Source organism: Streptomyces sp. ACA25 (assembly GCF_028200735.1).
Lineage (GTDB): Bacteria > Actinomycetota > Actinomycetes > Streptomycetales > Streptomycetaceae > Streptomyces.
The window spans coordinates 32158-49782 of sequence record NZ_JAQKPV010000020.1 but is presented as its reverse complement, the minus strand read 5'-3'; the positions used below and the strand labels follow the sequence as shown (position 1 = coordinate 49782).

General features: G+C 67.7%; 11 protein-coding genes. 6 read left to right on the top strand and 5 right to left on the bottom strand.

The window, feature by feature from the left end:
• Nucleotides 1-460, top strand: a 460-nt coding sequence (locus PJ985_RS22345) for a tetratricopeptide repeat protein (RefSeq protein WP_271685699.1), incomplete at its 5' end; no start/stop codon positions are given.
• A 961-nt stretch (nucleotides 461-1421) separates the two neighbouring features.
• Entirely contained in the window at nucleotides 1422-4481 is a 3060-nt protein-coding gene (locus PJ985_RS22340; protein WP_271685698.1) for a hypothetical protein, read from the top strand.
• 648 nt (nucleotides 4482-5129) lie between these two features.
• Here the strand turns inward: PJ985_RS22340 and PJ985_RS22335 are convergent.
• From PJ985_RS22335 to PJ985_RS22315, 5 genes are all read right to left on the bottom strand, one after another.
• Complete coding sequence (locus PJ985_RS22335; protein ID WP_271685697.1) at nucleotides 5130-6110, bottom strand: aldo/keto reductase; 981 nt, start codon at nucleotides 6108-6110, stop codon at nucleotides 5130-5132.
• A 115-nt stretch (nucleotides 6111-6225) separates the two neighbouring features.
• Nucleotides 6226-7941 carry a chloramphenicol-biosynthetic FADH2-dependent halogenase CmlS gene (gene cmlS, locus PJ985_RS22330; RefSeq protein ID WP_271685696.1) on the bottom strand — a complete coding sequence of 572 codons (1716 nt, stop codon included), beginning with the start codon at nucleotides 7939-7941 and terminating at the stop codon, nucleotides 6226-6228.
• Nucleotides 7942-8055: 114 nt separating this feature from the next.
• Complete coding sequence (locus PJ985_RS22325) at nucleotides 8056-9501, bottom strand: class I adenylate-forming enzyme family protein (protein WP_271685695.1); 1446 nt, start codon at nucleotides 9499-9501, stop codon at nucleotides 8056-8058.
• Nucleotides 9502-10200, bottom strand: a complete 699-nt coding sequence (locus PJ985_RS22320) for an SDR family NAD(P)-dependent oxidoreductase (protein ID WP_271685694.1) — start codon at nucleotides 10198-10200, stop codon at nucleotides 9502-9504. It abuts the gene before it with no gap.
• Between the two features lie 17 nt (nucleotides 10201-10217).
• Complete coding sequence (locus PJ985_RS22315; protein ID WP_271685693.1) at nucleotides 10218-10523, bottom strand: hypothetical protein; 306 nt, start codon at nucleotides 10521-10523, stop codon at nucleotides 10218-10220.
• Between the two features lie 303 nt (nucleotides 10524-10826).
• Between PJ985_RS22315 and PJ985_RS22310 the strand changes: the two genes are divergently transcribed.
• Genes PJ985_RS22310 through PJ985_RS22295 form a run of 4 tightly spaced genes read left to right on the top strand, consistent with a single transcriptional unit; the run spans nucleotide 10827 to nucleotide 17505 of the window.
• The gene (locus PJ985_RS22310) at nucleotides 10827-11843 is read left to right on the top strand and encodes an AurF N-oxygenase family protein (protein ID WP_271685692.1); all 1017 of its coding nucleotides are present in this window, start codon (nucleotides 10827-10829) and stop codon (nucleotides 11841-11843) included.
• Nucleotides 11840-13030, top strand: coding sequence for a hypothetical protein (locus PJ985_RS22305; protein ID WP_271685691.1), 1191 nt, complete (start codon nucleotides 11840-11842; stop codon nucleotides 13028-13030). The genes PJ985_RS22310 and PJ985_RS22305 overlap by 4 nt, the downstream gene beginning before the upstream one ends.
• A complete protein-coding gene (locus PJ985_RS22300; protein ID WP_271685690.1) occupies nucleotides 13023-15887 on the top strand; it encodes an AMP-binding protein in 2865 nt (954 codons plus the stop codon). Before PJ985_RS22305 ends, PJ985_RS22300 begins: the two co-directional genes overlap by 8 nt.
• Before the next feature lie 22 nt (nucleotides 15888-15909).
• Complete coding sequence (locus tag PJ985_RS22295; protein WP_271685689.1) at nucleotides 15910-17505, top strand: MBL fold metallo-hydrolase; 1596 nt, start codon at nucleotides 15910-15912, stop codon at nucleotides 17503-17505.
• Nucleotides 17506-17625 lie beyond the last annotated feature (120 nt).

Below are 17625 nucleotides of genomic sequence, written 5' to 3'. Positions count from 1 at the left end.
AGCCCGGGCCCATGTCGGCCGTGGTCGAACCCACCGCACTCTGGGCGACCACACCGCCGCCCTGACCGACTTCCACCGCGCCACCGAACTCGAGCCCGAGGACGGGGATCGGTGTCACGATGTGGCCGTCACGTATCGGATGATGGGGCAGGAGCAGGAGGCCCGGCGATGGTGGAAGCAGGCGCTGGGCAAACTCGTCACGGCAGCGGAAGCAGCCGGGGAGGATGAGGCGCACTGGCGATGCGGGGTGGTGCTGGTGTACTGCGCCCTGTCCGAGTGGCAGAAGGCGACAGCAGAGCTCCGAACCCTGGAGACCGTCACAGGGAGTCCGGGCGCTTTGCGCCAATGCCTACAGGAACTCGATGCTCTGCCTCTTGAGCCGGGCTCGGACGAACAGCGGCTGGAGGAAATCCGGGAGAACCTGCGCACCGTGGTGAGGGCGCACTTCCCCACCGCGTAACCCTTCCCTGGGGTCCGCCCGGGTGGGCAACGACTGCCTTCCAGTGGTTCCTGCCGCCGGAGACGAAGGGTGCGGTGACGGTGCGGCCGGTGGTGCACTGCTGACGCAGTCGGCGGCCAGAAGAGGGACGGTGCGCGCACCAGCTGGTGACCGGCGCGCCAACCGGTGCGCGCACCACGCCAAGGCGGCCCCGTGTTCGGCGGTGGCGGTGGCCCTGGCTCCGCGGCTTCAGTGGATGAGGCAGACCACGGTGACGGTCAGTACCAGAGCCCTCAGAGACCGGCCGGGCGGGAGTCCGGGGGGGCGGAAACCGGGCGGCGGAGAACGGGGGTGGCCGGACTTGCCGGCCGCACACACGGGGTGCGGCTGGGGTCAGCGTTTCTTCGTCTTCCTCTTCTGCGGCGCGTTCCACTCGCCCCGGTGGAGCTGGCAGCGCGAGTAGCCGATCATCGCGGGCCTCGCGCAGGGTGCCCCAGTCTTGCCCTGGGTCGATCCGCACTTGGTCTGTTTACCCATGAGTCCACCTCTGTCGGTCGGTGATGTCTGCTTCATCGTTGCCGGGCACAGACACCCACCGCCCTGGCCATCGGAACATGCGGCCGATACCGAGGCCCCAAAGCACGAGAACCAGCCGCACTACCAAACGCCGTACACCCCCTGATGCGCTGGGCGGCGCGGCCGGTGGTGCGCTCCCGGTGCGCGAGCGCGAGCTGCTGCTCATCCGCCCTCACCTGGTAGGCGGTCAGCAGTCGCGCGGCGACGGCCGGGTCGAGCCGCTCGGTGATACGGCGCACACGAGGGTCATCGAGGGCCTCTGCTGGGGGCGGCCAACGCCTGGGCGAGTGTGCGGGGGTATGTGCGGCGATACTGTTCAGGCGTCGGCTTCCCCGTACGGCACTGGGCAGGGTGGGGTCCGGGTGGTTAAGGCGCTGGCAAGGGCCTTTGGGGAGGGGAGACAGGCATGGTGTTGGAGTCCGGTGCTGCGGCGGTCGCCGCGGGGTGGATGTTCACGTGGGCGGTGCGGAAGGCGCGGGTCGCGGCGGGGGCGGCGGACCGTGCGGTCGACCGGGTGCTGGAACAGGCGTTGGAGCGCCTGGAGGCTTTGGTGTGTCAGCGGCTGTCCGGGGAGAGTGCGGCGGCACGGCTGGAGGAGGAAGCCCGCACGGCGGCCGTCGGCGGGGATCCGGTGGATGTCGAGGAGCCGGTGGGTGGTGGGGAGGGTTCGGGGTTGTCGGACCGGACCCGGCAGCGGGTCGCGCTGGCACTCGAGGATGCCGCCGAGGACGACGCCCAGTTCGGTGCGGCCCTTGTGGAATGCCTCCGGCAGATCGACGCCGCCCGCGCGCAGAGCGGGGCGGCCGGGGTGGTCGGCCACGGGAGCGGGAACACCGCAGGCCGTGACTACTACAACGTCGTCGGGGAGCGGCCTCAGGCGATGGTCCGTACCGGCTACCTGGACCAGATCAGCCACCTGGTACCCGAGGAGTTGGTGGACCGGGAGGAGGAGCTGGCTGAGCTGACCGCGTTCACCCGCCCGGACACCACCGACACCCCACGCTCCGCGGACTCCGTGCTGGGGTCGGGTGCGGCGGGGTGTTATCGGTGGTGGCGGGCAGACGCGTGGGCGGGGAAGTCCGCGCTGATGGCCTGGTTCGCCACCCACCCCCCTCAGGGTGTGGATCTGGTGCCGTTCTTCATCACCGCCCGCCACGCCGGGCAGAACACCCGCCAGACCTTCCAGGAAGCCCTCATACCCCAACTCGCCGACATCGCCGGCACCGACTACGACCTGAACACCGGTGAGAACGGTCAACGGCGACAGCTGTTCAGCCTCTACCGCGACGCCGCCGAAGCCTCCGCCAGGAGACACCGGCGCCTGGTCCTCCTCGTCGACGGCATCGACGAAGACGCCGGTATCACCGGCAACGGCCACAGCATCGCCGCCCTGCTCCCACCCCGCCCACCAGCAGGAATGCGGGTCATCACCGCGGGCCGGCTCAACCCACCGGTGCCCGGCGACGTCCCCGCCGGTCACCCGCTGCGCTCCGACGCCATCACCCGCACCCTGGCCAACTCACCGCACGCTGAGGTCCTGCGTGACGAAGCGATGCGGTCACTGCACGGCCTCCTCAACGACACCGGCCTGGGGCGCGACGTTCTGGGGCTGATCACCGGATCCGGCGGCGGACTGACCATCCCCGACCTCGCGCACCTGACCGGCACCGCCCCCTTCCAGGTCGAGGGGATCGTCCACTCCACCACCGGGCGGGTCTTCACCCCCGTCCGCGACACCGATACCGGCCCGGCCGGCTACATCTTCGGCCACGACACCCTCAACGACACCGCCCTGGAGGCGTTCGGTACCACCCTGGCCGCCTACCGCGACCGGATCCATGCCTGGGCCGGGGACTGGTCAGGGAGCGGCTGGCCCGCGGAGACCCCCGGGTACCTCCTCCACCGCTACAACCAGCTCCTCCACACCCTCCACAACACCGACCGCCTCACTCATCTGGCCACCGACCGGCGGCGTCAGGACCGTCTGCGGGAGGCCACCGGCGGCGACACCACCGCTCTCGCCGACATCCGCCACGCACAAACCCTCCACGACACAACACCCGCACACACCGGGCGGACCACACGCCTCGACCTGACCGCACTGAGCGTGCTCTCCTACCACCTCGACCGCATCCGCCAGCGGCACAGCTACACCCCCGACGGGGTTCCGGCCCTGTGGTATCAGCTCGGACACCGAACACGCGCCATCAATCTCGCCCACTCACTGGCCGACCCCTACGAGCAGGCCGACGCGCTGACGGACATCGCCCAGGCGGCAGCCCAGGCAGGAGAGGTATGCCGCGCCCGGGAGCTCCTCACCGAAGCACAGCACCTCACCACCACCATCACCGACCCCTACCAGCACGCTGAGGCGCTGGCGAGCATCGCCCAGGCGACGGCTCAGGCCGGGTTCCTCACCGACGCTCAGCACACCGCTGCCACCATCACCGAGCCCGAACTGCAGGTCGAGGCGCTGGCTGTCATCGCTCAGACGGCGGCTCAGGCGGGACAGACCGACCGAGCTCGACAGCTCCTCACCCAGGCACAGCACCTCACCACCACCACCATCACCGAGCCCCACGACCACGCCTACGCGCTGGCAGGCATTGCCCGGGCAACCACCCAAATCGGGTCTCACACCGACGCACAGCACATCGCTGCCACCATCACCGATCCTCTGTGGCACGCCTCCGCACTGGCGGGCATTGCCCAGGCAGCGGCTCAGGCGGGACAGACCGACCGAGCTCGACAGCTCCTCACCCAGGCACAGCACCTCACCACCACCTCCATTAACGACCCCTACGAGCGGGTGCAGGCGCTGGTGGCCATTGCCCAGGCAGCAGCTCACGCAGGGGAGACCGACCGCGCCAAGCAACTCCTCACCCAGGCACAGCACATCACCACGACCATCACTTACCCCTACGAGCACACCTACGCGCTGGCGGACATCGCCCGGGCAGCCGCTGAGGCCGGGGAGACCGGCCGCGCCCAGCGGCTCCTCAGCCAAGCACAGCACACCACCCGCACCATCACCAACCCCGACCATCGCGCCGACGCACTGGCGGACATCGCCCAGGCAACCGCCCAGGCCGGATTCCTCACCGACGCCGAACGCATCGCCACCACCCTCAGCCACCCCCACCAGCAGGCCTACGCGCTGGCGGGCATCGCCCGAACAGCCGCCGAGGCCGGGGGCACCGACCGCGCCAGAGGGCTTCTCACCCAGGCACAGCACATCGCCACCTCCATCACCGATCCCGATCAGCTGATCCCGGCGGACTCGGCGATTGCTGCGGCCCATCTTGCGAGCTCCAATGAGGTGAGGGCGGCGGTTGTAGCCGTGACTGTGCTGCGTAGGGGAGGTTGGGAGCACGTGTTGGGGGTGTTGCAGGCGCTGTCACCGGAGGCGGTTGGGCCGGTGGAGGCAGAGCTTCGTCAGGACCTGCCTCACGGGCCGGGATCCTGATGATGCGCTCAAAGGCCGGAGTGCCACGACTGCCAGAGCCGCACCCGCCCATCCGGGCACGGTCGAGCCGCTCGGTGACACGACGCATACGGTCGTCAGTGGACCCGGCAGGTGCGGCGAATCCGAACCGGCGCGGGTATCCACCGTGATCCCCCGCTGAGCGGCCTGCTTGATGGCGCGCTGACGGACTCGGGGAGCTGCCACGCTCGCCGCACCTCCCGCTCCAGAGCGGGCGGCCAGGCGTGGGGTGGGCCATTGACCTGGCCGGAGAGTAGCGCGCTGCACGGAGCGCGGTGCGACTCCCAGCCGGGCGGCCAGCGCCTTGGTGGAGCCGCGCGCGGCACGGTGCAGGGCCCGCATCTGGGGCACCAGAGCTCTTGGGGATCGGCCGGGTGACGGTGGTCTGCAGAGCGGCCTCGACGCTGTCCTGGATCTCACCCATGGTGTACCTCCTGCTCGCTGGCTACGGAAGCCGGGGCCACGGTCACGGTCACGGTCACGGTCACGGTCACGGTCACGGTCACGGTCACGGTCATCAAGGATGACCACACGAACCTCGTCCAGATCGTCCCTCCGAGCGTCACACGTCGAACTCCGACAGGAGGTTCGGTTGGAAGAGGTCCGTCGAAGGACAGACCACGTCGAGCACTACGGGCGATCGATCATCCGCATCTGCTCCTCCGTGTGGTGCTCGCCCGCAGCGGGCGGGAGGGCGTCGAGCCGGGCGAGTTGCTCGGGGCTCAGCCGGACCTCGGTGGCCACCGTGTTCTCCTCGACGCGGCCGGCCCGTCGGCTGCCCGGGATCGGCACGATATCGCCCCCCCGGGAGAGCAGCCATGCGAGGGCGACCTGTGCCGGGGTGGCACCGCTCTCGGCTGCAACGATCTCGATCTCGTCGGCGATGCGCAGGTTCCGCGGAAGGTTCTCCGCAGTGAAGCGTGGATTGTCCGCCCGGAGGTCAGAGGCATCGAAACTATTCGCCGAACGGACCGTGCCAGTGAGGAAGCCGTGACCGAGCGGCGAGTACGCTACGAATCCGATGCCCAGTTCCCGCAGGACCGGCAGCACGACCTCCTCCGGGTCGCGGGTCCACAGGGAATACTCAGACTGAACCGCGGCGATCGGGTGGACGGCGTTCGCGCGGCGGATCGTGTTGGGTCCCGCCTCGGAGAGGCCAATGTGGCGGACCTTGCCCTCGACGACCAAGTCGGCGAGGGCGCCGACGGTGTCCTCGATGGGGGTCGCCGGGTCGACGCGGTGCTGATAACAGAGATCGATGTGGTCGGTCCCGAGGCGCCGCAGCGAACCCTCCACTGCAATACGGACGTTCGCCGGGCTGCTGTCGAGCCTTCCCAACCCGCCTCCCGAGTGGGAGACCAGCCCGAACTTCGTGGCGAGCACCACCTGGTCGCGACGGCCGCCAATCGCCCGGCCGACAAGCCGCTCGTTGGTGTAGGGCCCGTAGATCTCAGCGGTGTCGAGGAAAGTCGCACCGAGGTCGAGGGCGCGGTGTATGGCGCGAACGGACTCCGGGTCGTCCGTGCCTGATCCCGTGTAGCCAAAGGACATGCCCATGGTCCCCAGGCCGATCCGGGAGACCTCCAGGTCCCGCAGCTTGGTGTGTCTCATCGGACCGCCTCCTTTGGGCGCGAGGGTGGGTGTGGGTGCCGCCGGGGCACGTCCCCGTCCGCTCTGTGGAAGGAGGCGGAGGAGACGATGCTGCCCGGCGGCTGTGCGGTAGCTGTCAGACCTCGTACTCGACGCCGACGCCGCCGAAGTGGAGCCGGCCCTGGACGAGTACCTTGGTGCCCTGCTCGTCGTAGCCCGTGAGGAGGCCCGCCTCCATTAGCCGGACGACGATCTGGGTGCTCAGCTCCTGCCTGCCGACAGCGCCGAGGCGTTTGACGAGCGTCTTGTAGCCGAACTCCCTTTCGGCGAGGTCCTGGAAGATCTGCCGGGTGTCCTCGTCCATCGGGTACTGGGTCATGTCGAGCCCGTCCCCGTTGGCCAGGACCTCCCGTGGCTCCAGCCGGAAGCCGATCGGCTCGACACGGTAATGTGGCTCGAGCACTGCCTTGCCACCGGTCCAGTGGAAGCGACTGATGCTGTTCAGCCGCTTGGTGAGGTCGCTAATCCATCGGATCCGCGCCGCGTTCAGCTCGGCCTCGCTGAAGTCGTCGCTGAGCTCGGGACGCTGATGGCGGCCGATGGAGATCATCGTGGATGCCCGGTCACGGAAGGACGCCACGGTCCCGCCGGAGTCCTCCGGGCCGTTGCCCACCAGACTCTCGAACCACTTTTTCCTCGTCAGGCGGTCATCGTCGGACTCGGTGATGCGCCGCTTCCGCCAGAACTCGGAGTCGGGCTCGGTGAAGGAAGCGAAAGTGTAGAAGGAGGCGAGGAACTGGTGATATTGCTCGTAGGCCTCGCGGTAGGTCCGGTTGTACCAGGCGTGCACCGCGTCCTTCTCGTCCCCGTGGCGGGTAATGCGGTCGATGGCCGCAGCCGCGGAGACCGCCGACTGCGAAGCCAGGTGTACGCCCTGAGAGAACAGCGGGTCGGTGAAGCAGGCAGCGTCGCCGCAGAGGAAGAAACGGTCAGCGGAGAACACCTCGGTGTCGTAAGACCAGTCCTGCACGATCCGGACCTCGTCGACCTGCTCCGCCCCGTCGAGAATGTCCACGGCCTTGACGCACTTCGCGAGGGTGCTCGAGTAGAAGGCGTCAGCACCCTGTTCGCGCACCTCGGCCGCCTTCGAACGGTCCACGACCAGTCCGACGCTGTACAGGTCGCCCTTCAGGGGGATCATCCATACCCAGCCGTCCTCGAAGGTGATCGAGTACGTGGTGCCCTTCAGGTCCCCCTGGAAGGGGTCCTTCAGCCGGAAGTACGACCAGACCGCGAAGTTCCGGTAGAACTCGTCGTACTGCCGCACGCCGAGCTTGCGGGCAAGGGGGCTGCCGGAGCCTCCCGCGTCGATGACGAAGTCACTCGCGACAGTGACGCTCTCGCCTTGCTGGCGCACGGTCAGGACCACGCTGTCCGAGTCGGACAGGTCCACGTCGGTGACTGGAGTCTCCTCGTGGACGGCTATCCCCCGGCTCCGAGCCTCGTCGAGGAGGAGCTTGTCGAAGTCGTCGCGCTTCACTTGGACAGCGTGGTCGAAGACCCAGGGCGTAACCTTGGGGGCCGCGAAGGAGAAGGTCCAGGGGGCCTGGTCCTGGCCCCAAAGAAAGGTTGCCGAGGGTTTCTTGACGTAGTTCTGAGCGTCGATCTTCTCCTGGAGACCGAGGCGGTTGAGGATCGACATCGTGCCGGGCAGCAGGGACTCACCGATGCGGTACCGAGGAAAAGCGGACCGCTCGTAGATCGTGACGTCGTGGCCGAGCTTGTGCAGGGTGAGGCCCGCGACACTACCGGCTGGTCCTCCGCCGATGATCGCCACCTTCGATCGTGCCATCACGTACTCCTTTGGACAGGGACGGGACTCCGCACCGGTGCGGCACGGAGCGAGCTTGGCGTGGGGGCTTGGCCGGACGGGTCCGGCGTACCCGCGCGGGCGGGAGGAAGACCTTCACTGCTCGTCCGCGCCCGGCCGGGACCGCAGCTTCTTCAGGCGGTCCGACATCGCAAGCGTGTCGACCAGGTTGATCTTCGAGGGCACCTTGAACGGCTCGACCCGGCCGACGAGAAACTCGGTCACGTGCTTCCGGAGGGCAGCGCGGGTGAGTTCGCCCCTGGGCTTGATGTCCACGCACACGGACTGGCCGGTGATCGCGTTCGGCCTCCCATACACAACGCAGTCCTCGACGAGGGGGCTGCCCAAAAGGACCGATTCGAGTTCGAGCGGGAGGAGTTTCTCTCCGCCAACGTTGATGACCTCCTTGGCCCGACCCTTGATCCGGAGATAGCCGTCGGCTGCCTCCTCGACCAGGTCTCCGGTCCTGAACCAGCGGTCCTCGGTCAGCGAATCGTCGTCGTAGTTCAGATAGCCCAGGAACTGAGTCCGGCTCCTGAGCTGGAGTTCGCCGTCGACGATCCGGTACTCCACACCGGCATCAGAAATCTTGAAGTACGTACTGCTCGACGATTCGCTCGTGGTGGTGGCGATACCGGTCTCGCTCGTCCCGAAGGTCTGGAGCAGCCGCACCCCCGGGAATGTCCGGTGGACCCTCTGGAGGAGTTCGTCGGACATCGGCTCGGTGCCGTACGTGATCAGGCGCAGGCTGCTGAGGTCGTACCTGCGATGGTAGTTGCCGACCATGATCAGGTTGAGGTAGGTCGGGCTCGTGGGGAGGATAAGGATCCGGTGGCGTTCGATCAGCGCGCAGACCTCGTCTGGGGTGCGGTGGCGGGGAAGGACCGCGGTGCCCCCGACGAGAAGGGTGCTGAGCAGCGAGTTGATGCCCCCGATGTGATCGAACATCAGCACCATGAGAATGTTGAGGGCGTTCGGCCGGCGGCGCGGTCGCTTCTCGAGCTTCTCACCGACGAGGACATCGAGACTGTGAAGGATGACCTTCGGTGCGCCGGTGCTGCCGCTGCTGAGCAGGACAAGTCCGGCGGCGTCCGGGTCACCGAGCCGGCCGTGGACGGTGCCGGACCCCTCAGCGGCGCCCGGGCCGGTGGCAGCGGCCGGATCGGCCCCGCCGACCGGGCCGGTGGAGACGTCCGTCGGCTCCACAAGGTCCTGGATCTCAACACCGGCCTCGGTCGTCCTGACCAGATGACCCGGCCGGCAATGCTCCACGAGGGTGTCGAGCGTCGAGTCGGTGAGCCTCACCACCGGCACGACGACGTTCCTGCTCAGGAAGAGCGCGAACAGGGTCGCGACCGAGTTCAGTGAATAGTCGCCGTGGACGACCACGGTCTCCCGCGGCTTCACCTCGTGGAGCACCAGCCGTTCCCGCGTGTCGCGGATCCGCTTCAGGAGCTCCGCGTACGTGACGGCGGCCCCGCGGTCGAAAAGCGCCGTCCGCGTGCCGAAGTCCTCGAACCTTCGTACCAGTTCTTCGCGCATTCAGTGCACACCCCCAAGGAAGAGCGTCTCGCCTGTAATGAACTCCGATTGCCGACCGATCAGGAACTCCACCGGTCCGACGATGTCGGCCGTCGTGCACTGGCGGGATATCGCCTGGCGCGCGATCAGGGTCTCGATCTTGGGTCGGGGCACGGTCCTCGTCAGTACGGTGTGGATGGGCGGAAGCCCGATCCCGTTCACCCTGATACCGAACGCGGACAGCTCCTTGCTCATGACGCGGACGAGTTGTTCGACCGCGCTCTTGCTGGCCGAATATGCGAGCTGTCCTTCGATGGCCCAGGGCACCGCGACCGTGGATACATTCAGAATTGCGGAGCTCTGTTCTGTCGACTTCCGCAGCAGTTTGACCGCTTCTCTACAGCAGTTCAACACGGCGAAGAAATTGACGTCGAATATCTTCCGGGAAACCTCGTCGGGGGTCGTCATGAAGTGATTCATCGACGAGGTACCGGCATTGTTCACTAGTGCGTCGAGCTTTCCGTACTCCTGCCGGATGCTTCGGAACATTCTTTTCGTCTGATTGAGGTCCTCGAGATCTACCTCGTGATGCCGGTAGCGCGAGTGGTCGATGGTCGCGGGTCTTCTGCTGCACCCGACGACATCGTGCCCGGCCTCCAGGAAGTGGTCCGCGAGGGCCCTGCCAATACCGGTCCGAGTTCCGGTGATCAAAAGAATCATGAGAGCAGCGACCTTTGCTAACCGCGCACACCGACGAGTTCGAGCTCCTCCTCGATGAAGCAGATCAGCCTGCGGACGCTGCTGAAGGGACTCACCCGACGGGACACCGCCTTCTCGGAGGTGAGTGAGATTTCGGTGCCGAACTCGTCCTCGATGTTCTCCTCGACCAGTGAGAGGAAGGCCACCAAGTACATCGACTCGAAGACACCGGAATCACCGTAGAGACATAAGTCGAGCACATTATCGGTGGGAATCGCTTCGGCACGCGTCAGATTGATCTCGTCGAGCGCCGACACGACGGCACTCTGGATTTGCTCCGTCACCTCTATGCCTCCGTCCAGTACAAAATACAGAAAGATCACGTCGGCGGCCCACTGATGCTCCGGGCCAACGCCTCAATTTTTATGTCATAGGCCTCTGGCTCACGCAAGGTCGTTCAGGCCGTGCGGATCGCGTGGGTCCGAACGAAGTGCCGGCACCGACGGGTGTGCAACTGTCCCACCCCTACAGTTGCACAGGGTGGTGATCTGCACGCTCTTGCGGGCTGCGATCGGTGCCCACAGACTTCGAATACGCCGGACCCGGGAAGTACTGATCCTGCAAAGGGGAAAAGGAAGGGGTGGGCCATGCGCGACCACACGGACGAGAAATCCGGCGCAGCCGGGCACGACGGGCACGTCCGGATCGGCGGACTACCGGCATTCGACGCGGACGATCCCGCCGAGAATGCGGTCATCAACCGGCTCGTCGGGAACTGGCACCGGCGCGCGGCCGTGAAGCGCGAGGAACCGGACGTCTACGCCCTGTTCGATCCCGGTCGCCCGGACTTCCGGGAGGACATGGTCCCCTTCCAGGCCCACCCGATCTGGGAGCGTCTCTCTGAAGAGACCCGCTCCCGTCTGCTGAGCTGGGGCTGGGTGGCCTACAACCGGAACACGGTGTTGATCGAGCAGCGGATCGCCAACCCGGCCTTCGAACTGGTCATCGGCGGCACGTACCCGGGTCTTGGCGGCCAACAGTTGGAGCTCGCCGTCGCACAGGCCATGGTGGACGAGCAGTACCACACGCTCATGCACATCAACGGCAGTGCGATCACGCGACGGATGCGCCGGAGCGACTTCTCTGACCGCGTGCTGCCAGACTCGCACATCACCACGATCTACCAGGCGCACTTGGACCGGTGCGAGGAGTCTTGGCAGCGGAGCCTCACCACGCTGAGCTTCGCGACGGTCGCTGAAATCTCCATCAACGCGTACCTCGACCTTCTTGCCGACGACCAGCAGATTCAGGTCGTCAACTCCACCACGGTGAAGCTGCACAACCGCGACGAGCACTGCCATGCATCGATCTCCGGCGAGATGATGAAGCAGGTGTATGAGGCGCTCCCGGCCAACCAGCGCCGTTTCCTCCTGGAAAAGGTCGTGGCGGGTCTGGAGGCCTTCATCGCCCCCGACTTCACGACCTGGGAGACGATCGTCGAGTTCGAAGGCGTCCCGGGCTGGGAGAAAGCCGCCGCCGAGGTACGCGAGGCCCAGGGCGGCACCCACCTCGTGCAAGACCACTCGGGGATCCACACCCTCCTGACGGAGATGGACCTCCTCGACCAGGTCGAGTTCGGCTGGGGCACGACGGTGACCCGGTGACGGCCGGCACCCACGGGACGGCGGCCCGTACCGGCCTGCGCCCCGCCGCGGTCGCCGTGCGCGATATCTACAGCTTCCTCGCCAACCTAGGCATGGACTGCGACGTCAACCCGTGCACGGCCTTCGTCGGCACCATCGAGCCCGGGCGGGTCGAGGATCCCGGCGCGTGGCGGGAGTTCGTCGAACGGCTCGGGCTGACCCGGGCGCTCGCGAACCTGGTCGACGTGACGGAAGAGGATGTGATCGTCACCCTCGCCCCGCAGCCGGGACCGATCGAGGGCGGCCTCGACACTCTGGCGGATTTGGTCACCGCATATCACAACAGCCACCCGCTACGACTCGACGAGACGGCGCACCTCGCATACTGGCCACACACGAATGGCGAGTACGTCGTCTTTGTCAAGTTCAGTCATCTCGTAGTCGACCTGACAGACGTGGTCGACCTGCTTCGGCACATCAGGGCCTATCTGCGCGGCGAGGCCCTGCCGGGCCGGATCGGCTCCCGCTACCGCCACCACGAGCGGACCATGGAGCAGTACGCCGCCCTGCCGGCTGCTGACCCTGCGGAGGTCACCCGGGCCCTCGGCGACCTGCCCGCACCGGGCCGCAAGGGGATCCCGACGATCTCTGCGTCAGCAGAGAGCTGGCTACCGCTCCGCGAGGGCATCACCTTCGACGAGCTGCTCAGCGCCGTCACCACCGCCCTGCTCCCGACCCTCGGCGGCGGCCTGGTGCTGCAGTACCCCTTCTCTCGCTGGAAGTTTGCGACGAAGGGCGGTTACTACGTCGAGATCAAGCCGCTCGTCGTGCAGGCCGGGTCCTCCGCGACGTACACCCCCGAGTACTTCGCGGAGACCCGGCAGGCCCAGGAGTCACTAGGCCGGTTCACGATGTCCGACCTCGACGCCTTCGCACGGGCGTTCACCAGCGGCCGGATGCCCCGCATCGTCGTCTCCGACACCACGTTCATGCGTCCGGAGCCGGGCCGATGGCGCTGGGTCCCGGTACGCAGCGCGCGGGTCTTCGAGGACCTCAAGTTCCTCGCCGACCGGTCGTGGCCGGGCCCGCCGCTGTTGCGGATGCAGTACAAGCGCGGATTCCTCTCCCCCAGGACCGCGGCCGACGTCCTCGACCGAATCAAGCAGCGACTTGGAGCAAGTGGTGGAACTCTCGGACCTGTTGACTGACCTCTTCCGGCGCCATCGCGGACGGACCGCGCTGCGGACCGCCGGACGGACCTGGACGTACGAGGAGCTCGACCGGACCACGAGCGCGCTCGCCGGCCGGATCGACCGCGAGTGCCCCGCGGGCCGCCGCGTCCTGGTCTGCGGGGAGCACACGGCGGAAGCCGTGGTCTGGGCCCTCGCGGCGATGCGCAGCCACGCCGTCCACACCCCGATGAACCCCGGCCTTCCCACCGACCGGTTCGAGGAGTTCGTCCGTGTCGCGGACGCGGCGCTCCTCATCTGCTTCGACCGCGAGGCGCTAGTGCGAGCCGAGAAGGCCGGCGTCCGCTCCCTGCACACCGGTGACGTGGGCTGGCCCAACGACCCGGTGCCGGCAGGTGGCGCGCCCGAGGAGCCGACCCGTTCCCGCATCGCGTACTCCATTTTCACCTCGGGCTCGACCGGCAACCCCAAGCTCGTCGATGTGGGGCACGGCGGTCTGCTCAACCTCTGCCGCTCCCTTCGGCGCCTGCTCGACATCACGGCGGGCGACGAGGTCCTGCACTTCGCGTCGCTCTCGTTCGATGCCTCCGTCAGTGAGATCCTCGGCACCCTGTACGCCGGAGCGACCCTCGTCGTCCCGGTGCGGGACCAAGCTTCGTGGCTGGGGTCCGTCTCGCGGCACCTCGCCACCCACGGCTGCGACCTAGCCATGCTGTCGCCATCCGTCTACGCGCGGCTCGACGAGGCAGCGCGCCGCCGCATCCGAAAGGTGCAGTTCTGCGGCGAGGCCCTGGGCGAGAGCGAGTACCTCAAGGCTGCCCGGTACAGCCGGGTGTTCAACGCCTACGGCCCGACGGAGGCCACCGTCTGCTTCTCCCTCGCCGAGATGACGGAGTTCACGCCGACCATTGGCACCCCCATCGACGGCTTCCGGGCCTTCGTCCGCGACCCCGACACCGGTGACCACGCCACGGCAGGCACGGGCGAACTCACCATCGTGGGCGAGGGCGTGGCACTCGGCTACGCCGGCGGGAACGTGGCTGAGAACAAGGTTTTCGGAACGGTCGACGGCTCCGCCGCGTACGCCACTGGAGACATCGTAACCATCTCCGAAGACGGCCGACTTGCCTACGACGGACGGATCGACGAGCAGATCAAGCGCCTCGGACACCGGGTGAACGTCGCTCACGTCGAGTCCACGCTCTCCCACCACCTGGACCGGGAGGTGGCACTGGTACGGCAGGACGCCACGATCCTGCTGGTCACGGCTGCGGACGGCGGCACCACGAAGGAGTCGCTGATGGCCCGGATCAGGGGCTTGGTGCCGGCCTGGGAGGCGCCCGACGAGGTCGTGCTGGTCGACGCACTCCCGCTGACTTCCGGCGGGAAGGTGGACCGGAGCGCTCTGCGGGAGCAGCTCACGTCCCCGGGCGGCGCCCCGGATGGGGATGCGGCGGAACTGCGGCGGGTACTCGACGTCGTGACCGCCGTTCTGGGCCAGGAGATCGGTCCGGACACGTCGATCTTCGACGCGGGCGGCAGCTCCCTCGCCATGATCCAGATCCAGGTCAAACTTTCCGAAACGCACGGCGAGGAGGCCGTCGAGGCCGCGTTCTCCGCGATGGACTATGACTTCGCCCCGGCCGCCTTCCTGCGTCACTTGCGCGGAGAGGCCGTCGCCCCGGCGGAGCCCGCCGTCGAGACGTTGCTGCGCCGGGTAGAGAGCGAGCGCGACGCTCTGCGGGCCGAACTGCCGGTGCTCCGTCGTGACACCCGGCACAGGCCGGTGCCCTGGGCCGGGCCAGGCGACCGGACCGTGCTACTCACCGGCGCGTCCGGCTTCATAGGAGGGCACGTCCTCGACCGGCTACTCTCCGTCGGTCGCCCTACCCTCGTCGTTAGCACCGGCGACCCCGACCAGGGCCTGAACGGGCACCGCACGCGGTTCGGGCGGGAGGTCGCCGACTACGCTCAGGTGCGGGCGATCTCCTATGAGGAACTGGAACAGTGGGTTGACCAGCGGTGCGGACCCGTCCTCGACGCGGTGGTGCACTGCGGCTACCAGGTCAACCACCTGCTGCCGCTCGACACACACATGAACAGCAGCGTACGCAACACGGCACTCGTCGTCCGCGGTGCGGCGGCCCTGGGCGCCCGCTCCTTCGCCTTCCTCTCGGCCGCCTCAGCCGGAGCCGACTTTCTGCCCCTGTCGGCCGCGACCCTCACGACCGTGGGTGACCCCTACTCGCGGTCGAAGCTGATCAGCGAGGAGTACGTGAACACCCTCGCCGTCCTGGGGTGCGCTGTCTCCCACTACCGGGCCGGTCTAGTCTACGGGCACCGGCCCGAGGACCACGGCTATCTGAAGAACGACTGGTTCACCGGCCTGATCGAGACCGCGCGCCGGATGCGCGCGATGCCCCGTCTCAGCGGCTACGTGCCGGTCTGCGACGTCGGTACCCTGGCCAAGACCATTCTCGGAGGCCTCGGCGCGAGCCCGGGCACAGCCGACGGCGATTCCCAGGGCTCGGACTCCCGGTCTGCGGTCGTGGTCCACCGCACGTACGCGCTCGAGGAGCTGCTGCACCACACCGGGCTCACGGAGTCGGACGTATTGGCGCCTGCCGAGTGGTTCGAGCGGGTGCGGGACGGCGGAGAAGTCGACCCGCCGCTCCTGGCCGCCATGCAGGCGGCACTGAGCGGCCCGGGCTGGCCCTCCTCTCATTGCGCAGTTGACCACGACATCCTCGGCCGTCTACTCGGCACGATGCCGGACGCTCGGACTGGGGGCGGAGCGGGGACCGGGAACGGGACGAGGACCGGGGCCATCACAGATGCCCAGAACAGCGCCGCGCAGGCGTCGTCGCCGCGCTAGCAGGAAGGAAGCCGTAGCCGACATGCACTACTCGTTACGTCAGGACATCGCGGTCGAGCCGGCCATCGCCGGCTGGTACGGCTGGTCGTATCTGCTACCGCCGCAGACCCTCGCCCGCTTCATCCACAACCGGTTCACCCGCATCGTCGAGAGTTACCTCGACGACCCGCAGGTCCACGCAGCGGCCGTCCGGCAGCGCCGGATGCACGGCGGCCCCTGGATCCACGCCCACGAGCACCGCGACGCCATCGAGGCCTGGTACCGGGATACGGCTCCACTGCGGGCTCGGCTGAACGAGCTCTTCGAGGCGATCCGGCAGCTGGAGGAGGACATCCTGCCCCGCTACCGCGGCGAATGCCTCGATCCCGTCTACCAGGAGCTGCCGCAGGCACTGGCCGGACGGGTGGAGGTGTTCTACAGCAGAGACAACCGCACGGCCGACTACCGATTCATCGAACCTCTGATGTACGCGTCGGAGTACTACGACGCGTCTTGGCAGCAGGTGCGTTTCCGCCCCGTCACGGAGGACGCGCGCGACTTTGCCCTTACGACGCCAATGCTGGAGTACGGCCCGGAACAGCTGCTGGTCGACGTCCCCCTGAACTCTCCGCTACTCGACAGGGTCTTCCGCGGCGGTCTGACCGAAGCAGAACTCAGCGACCTGGCGACGAGGTTCAGTCTGCAGGGCGAGCGGGCCGCTCAGTTCGCCTCGTACTTCGAACCCATCTCGCCGCCCGCCGCGGAACCCGCCGCTCCCGCGGCCGGCGACGACGTCCTCGAATACGTGGGCCATGCCTGCGTGTTCGCCCGCTACCGGGGCACAACATTCCTGGTGGACCCGGTTCTTAGCTACGGCGGCTACCCCGGCGGGGCGGAAAACCGATTCACCTTCGCCGATCTGCCGGAGCGGATCGATCACCTGCTTATTACCCACAACCACCAGGACCACATGCTGTTCGAGACCCTGCTGCGGATCCGGCACCGGGTCGGCAGGGTTCTGGTACCCAAGTCCACCAACGCCAGTCTGGTGGACCCCGGACTCGGCGGCATACTGCGCCAGCTGGGCTTCACCGACGTCGTCGAGGTCGACGACCTAGAGACACTGTCCTGCGGCTCCGCAGAGGTCGTCGCCCTGCCCTTCCTGGGGGAACACGGGGATCTGCGGATCCGCAGCAAGACGGGCTGGCTGCTCCGGTTCGGAGAGCGTTCCATGCTGTTCGCCGCCGATTCCACGAACATCTCGCCGACGATGTACACGAAGGTGGCCGAGGTGATCGGGTCGGTGGACACCGTCTTCATCGGCATGGAAAGCATCGGCGCGGCGGCCAGTTGGATCTACGGTCCGCTTTACGGTGAGCCGCTGGACCGCAAGACCGACCAGAGCCGACGGCTTAACGGCTCCAACTTCCCGCAGGCGAGGGAGATCGTCGACGCGCTGGAGCCCGAGGCGGTCTACGTGTACGCGATGGGCCTCGAACCCTGGATGGGCATCGTGATGGCCATCGACTACGACGAGAGCCATCCCGCCATCGTGGACAGCGACCTGTTGGTGCGGCACGTCCAGGACAAGGGTGGGACCGCCGAGCGGCTGCACCTCCGACGGACGCTGCGCCTCTGAGCGACGCTCGCGGGTCTCGGCACGCAGGCCCCGCTCCCCGTGTCTGGCCCCTCTCCCTCCGGCCTTCCCCTCTTCGCGGCCCCATCCCTCGGCCCCGCGAAGCGCCGCCCCACGCGACCT

Coding starts and splice junctions, on each gene's coding strand:
- PJ985_RS22340 (WP_271685698.1), top strand. CDS start 1,422: ATGGTGTTGGAGTCCGGTGCTGCGGCGGTCGCCGCGGGGTGGATGTTC.
- PJ985_RS22335 (WP_271685697.1), bottom strand. CDS start 6,110: ATGAGACACACCAAGCTGCGGGACCTGGAGGTCTCCCGGATCGGCCTG.
- cmlS (WP_271685696.1), bottom strand. CDS start 7,941: ATGGCACGATCGAAGGTGGCGATCATCGGCGGAGGACCAGCCGGTAGT.
- PJ985_RS22325 (WP_271685695.1), bottom strand. CDS start 9,501: ATGCGCGAAGAACTGGTACGAAGGTTCGAGGACTTCGGCACGCGGACG.
- PJ985_RS22320 (WP_271685694.1), bottom strand. CDS start 10,200: ATGATTCTTTTGATCACCGGAACTCGGACCGGTATTGGCAGGGCCCTC.
- PJ985_RS22310 (WP_271685692.1), top strand. CDS start 10,827: ATGCGCGACCACACGGACGAGAAATCCGGCGCAGCCGGGCACGACGGG.
- PJ985_RS22295 (WP_271685689.1), top strand. CDS start 15,910: ATGCACTACTCGTTACGTCAGGACATCGCGGTCGAGCCGGCCATCGCC.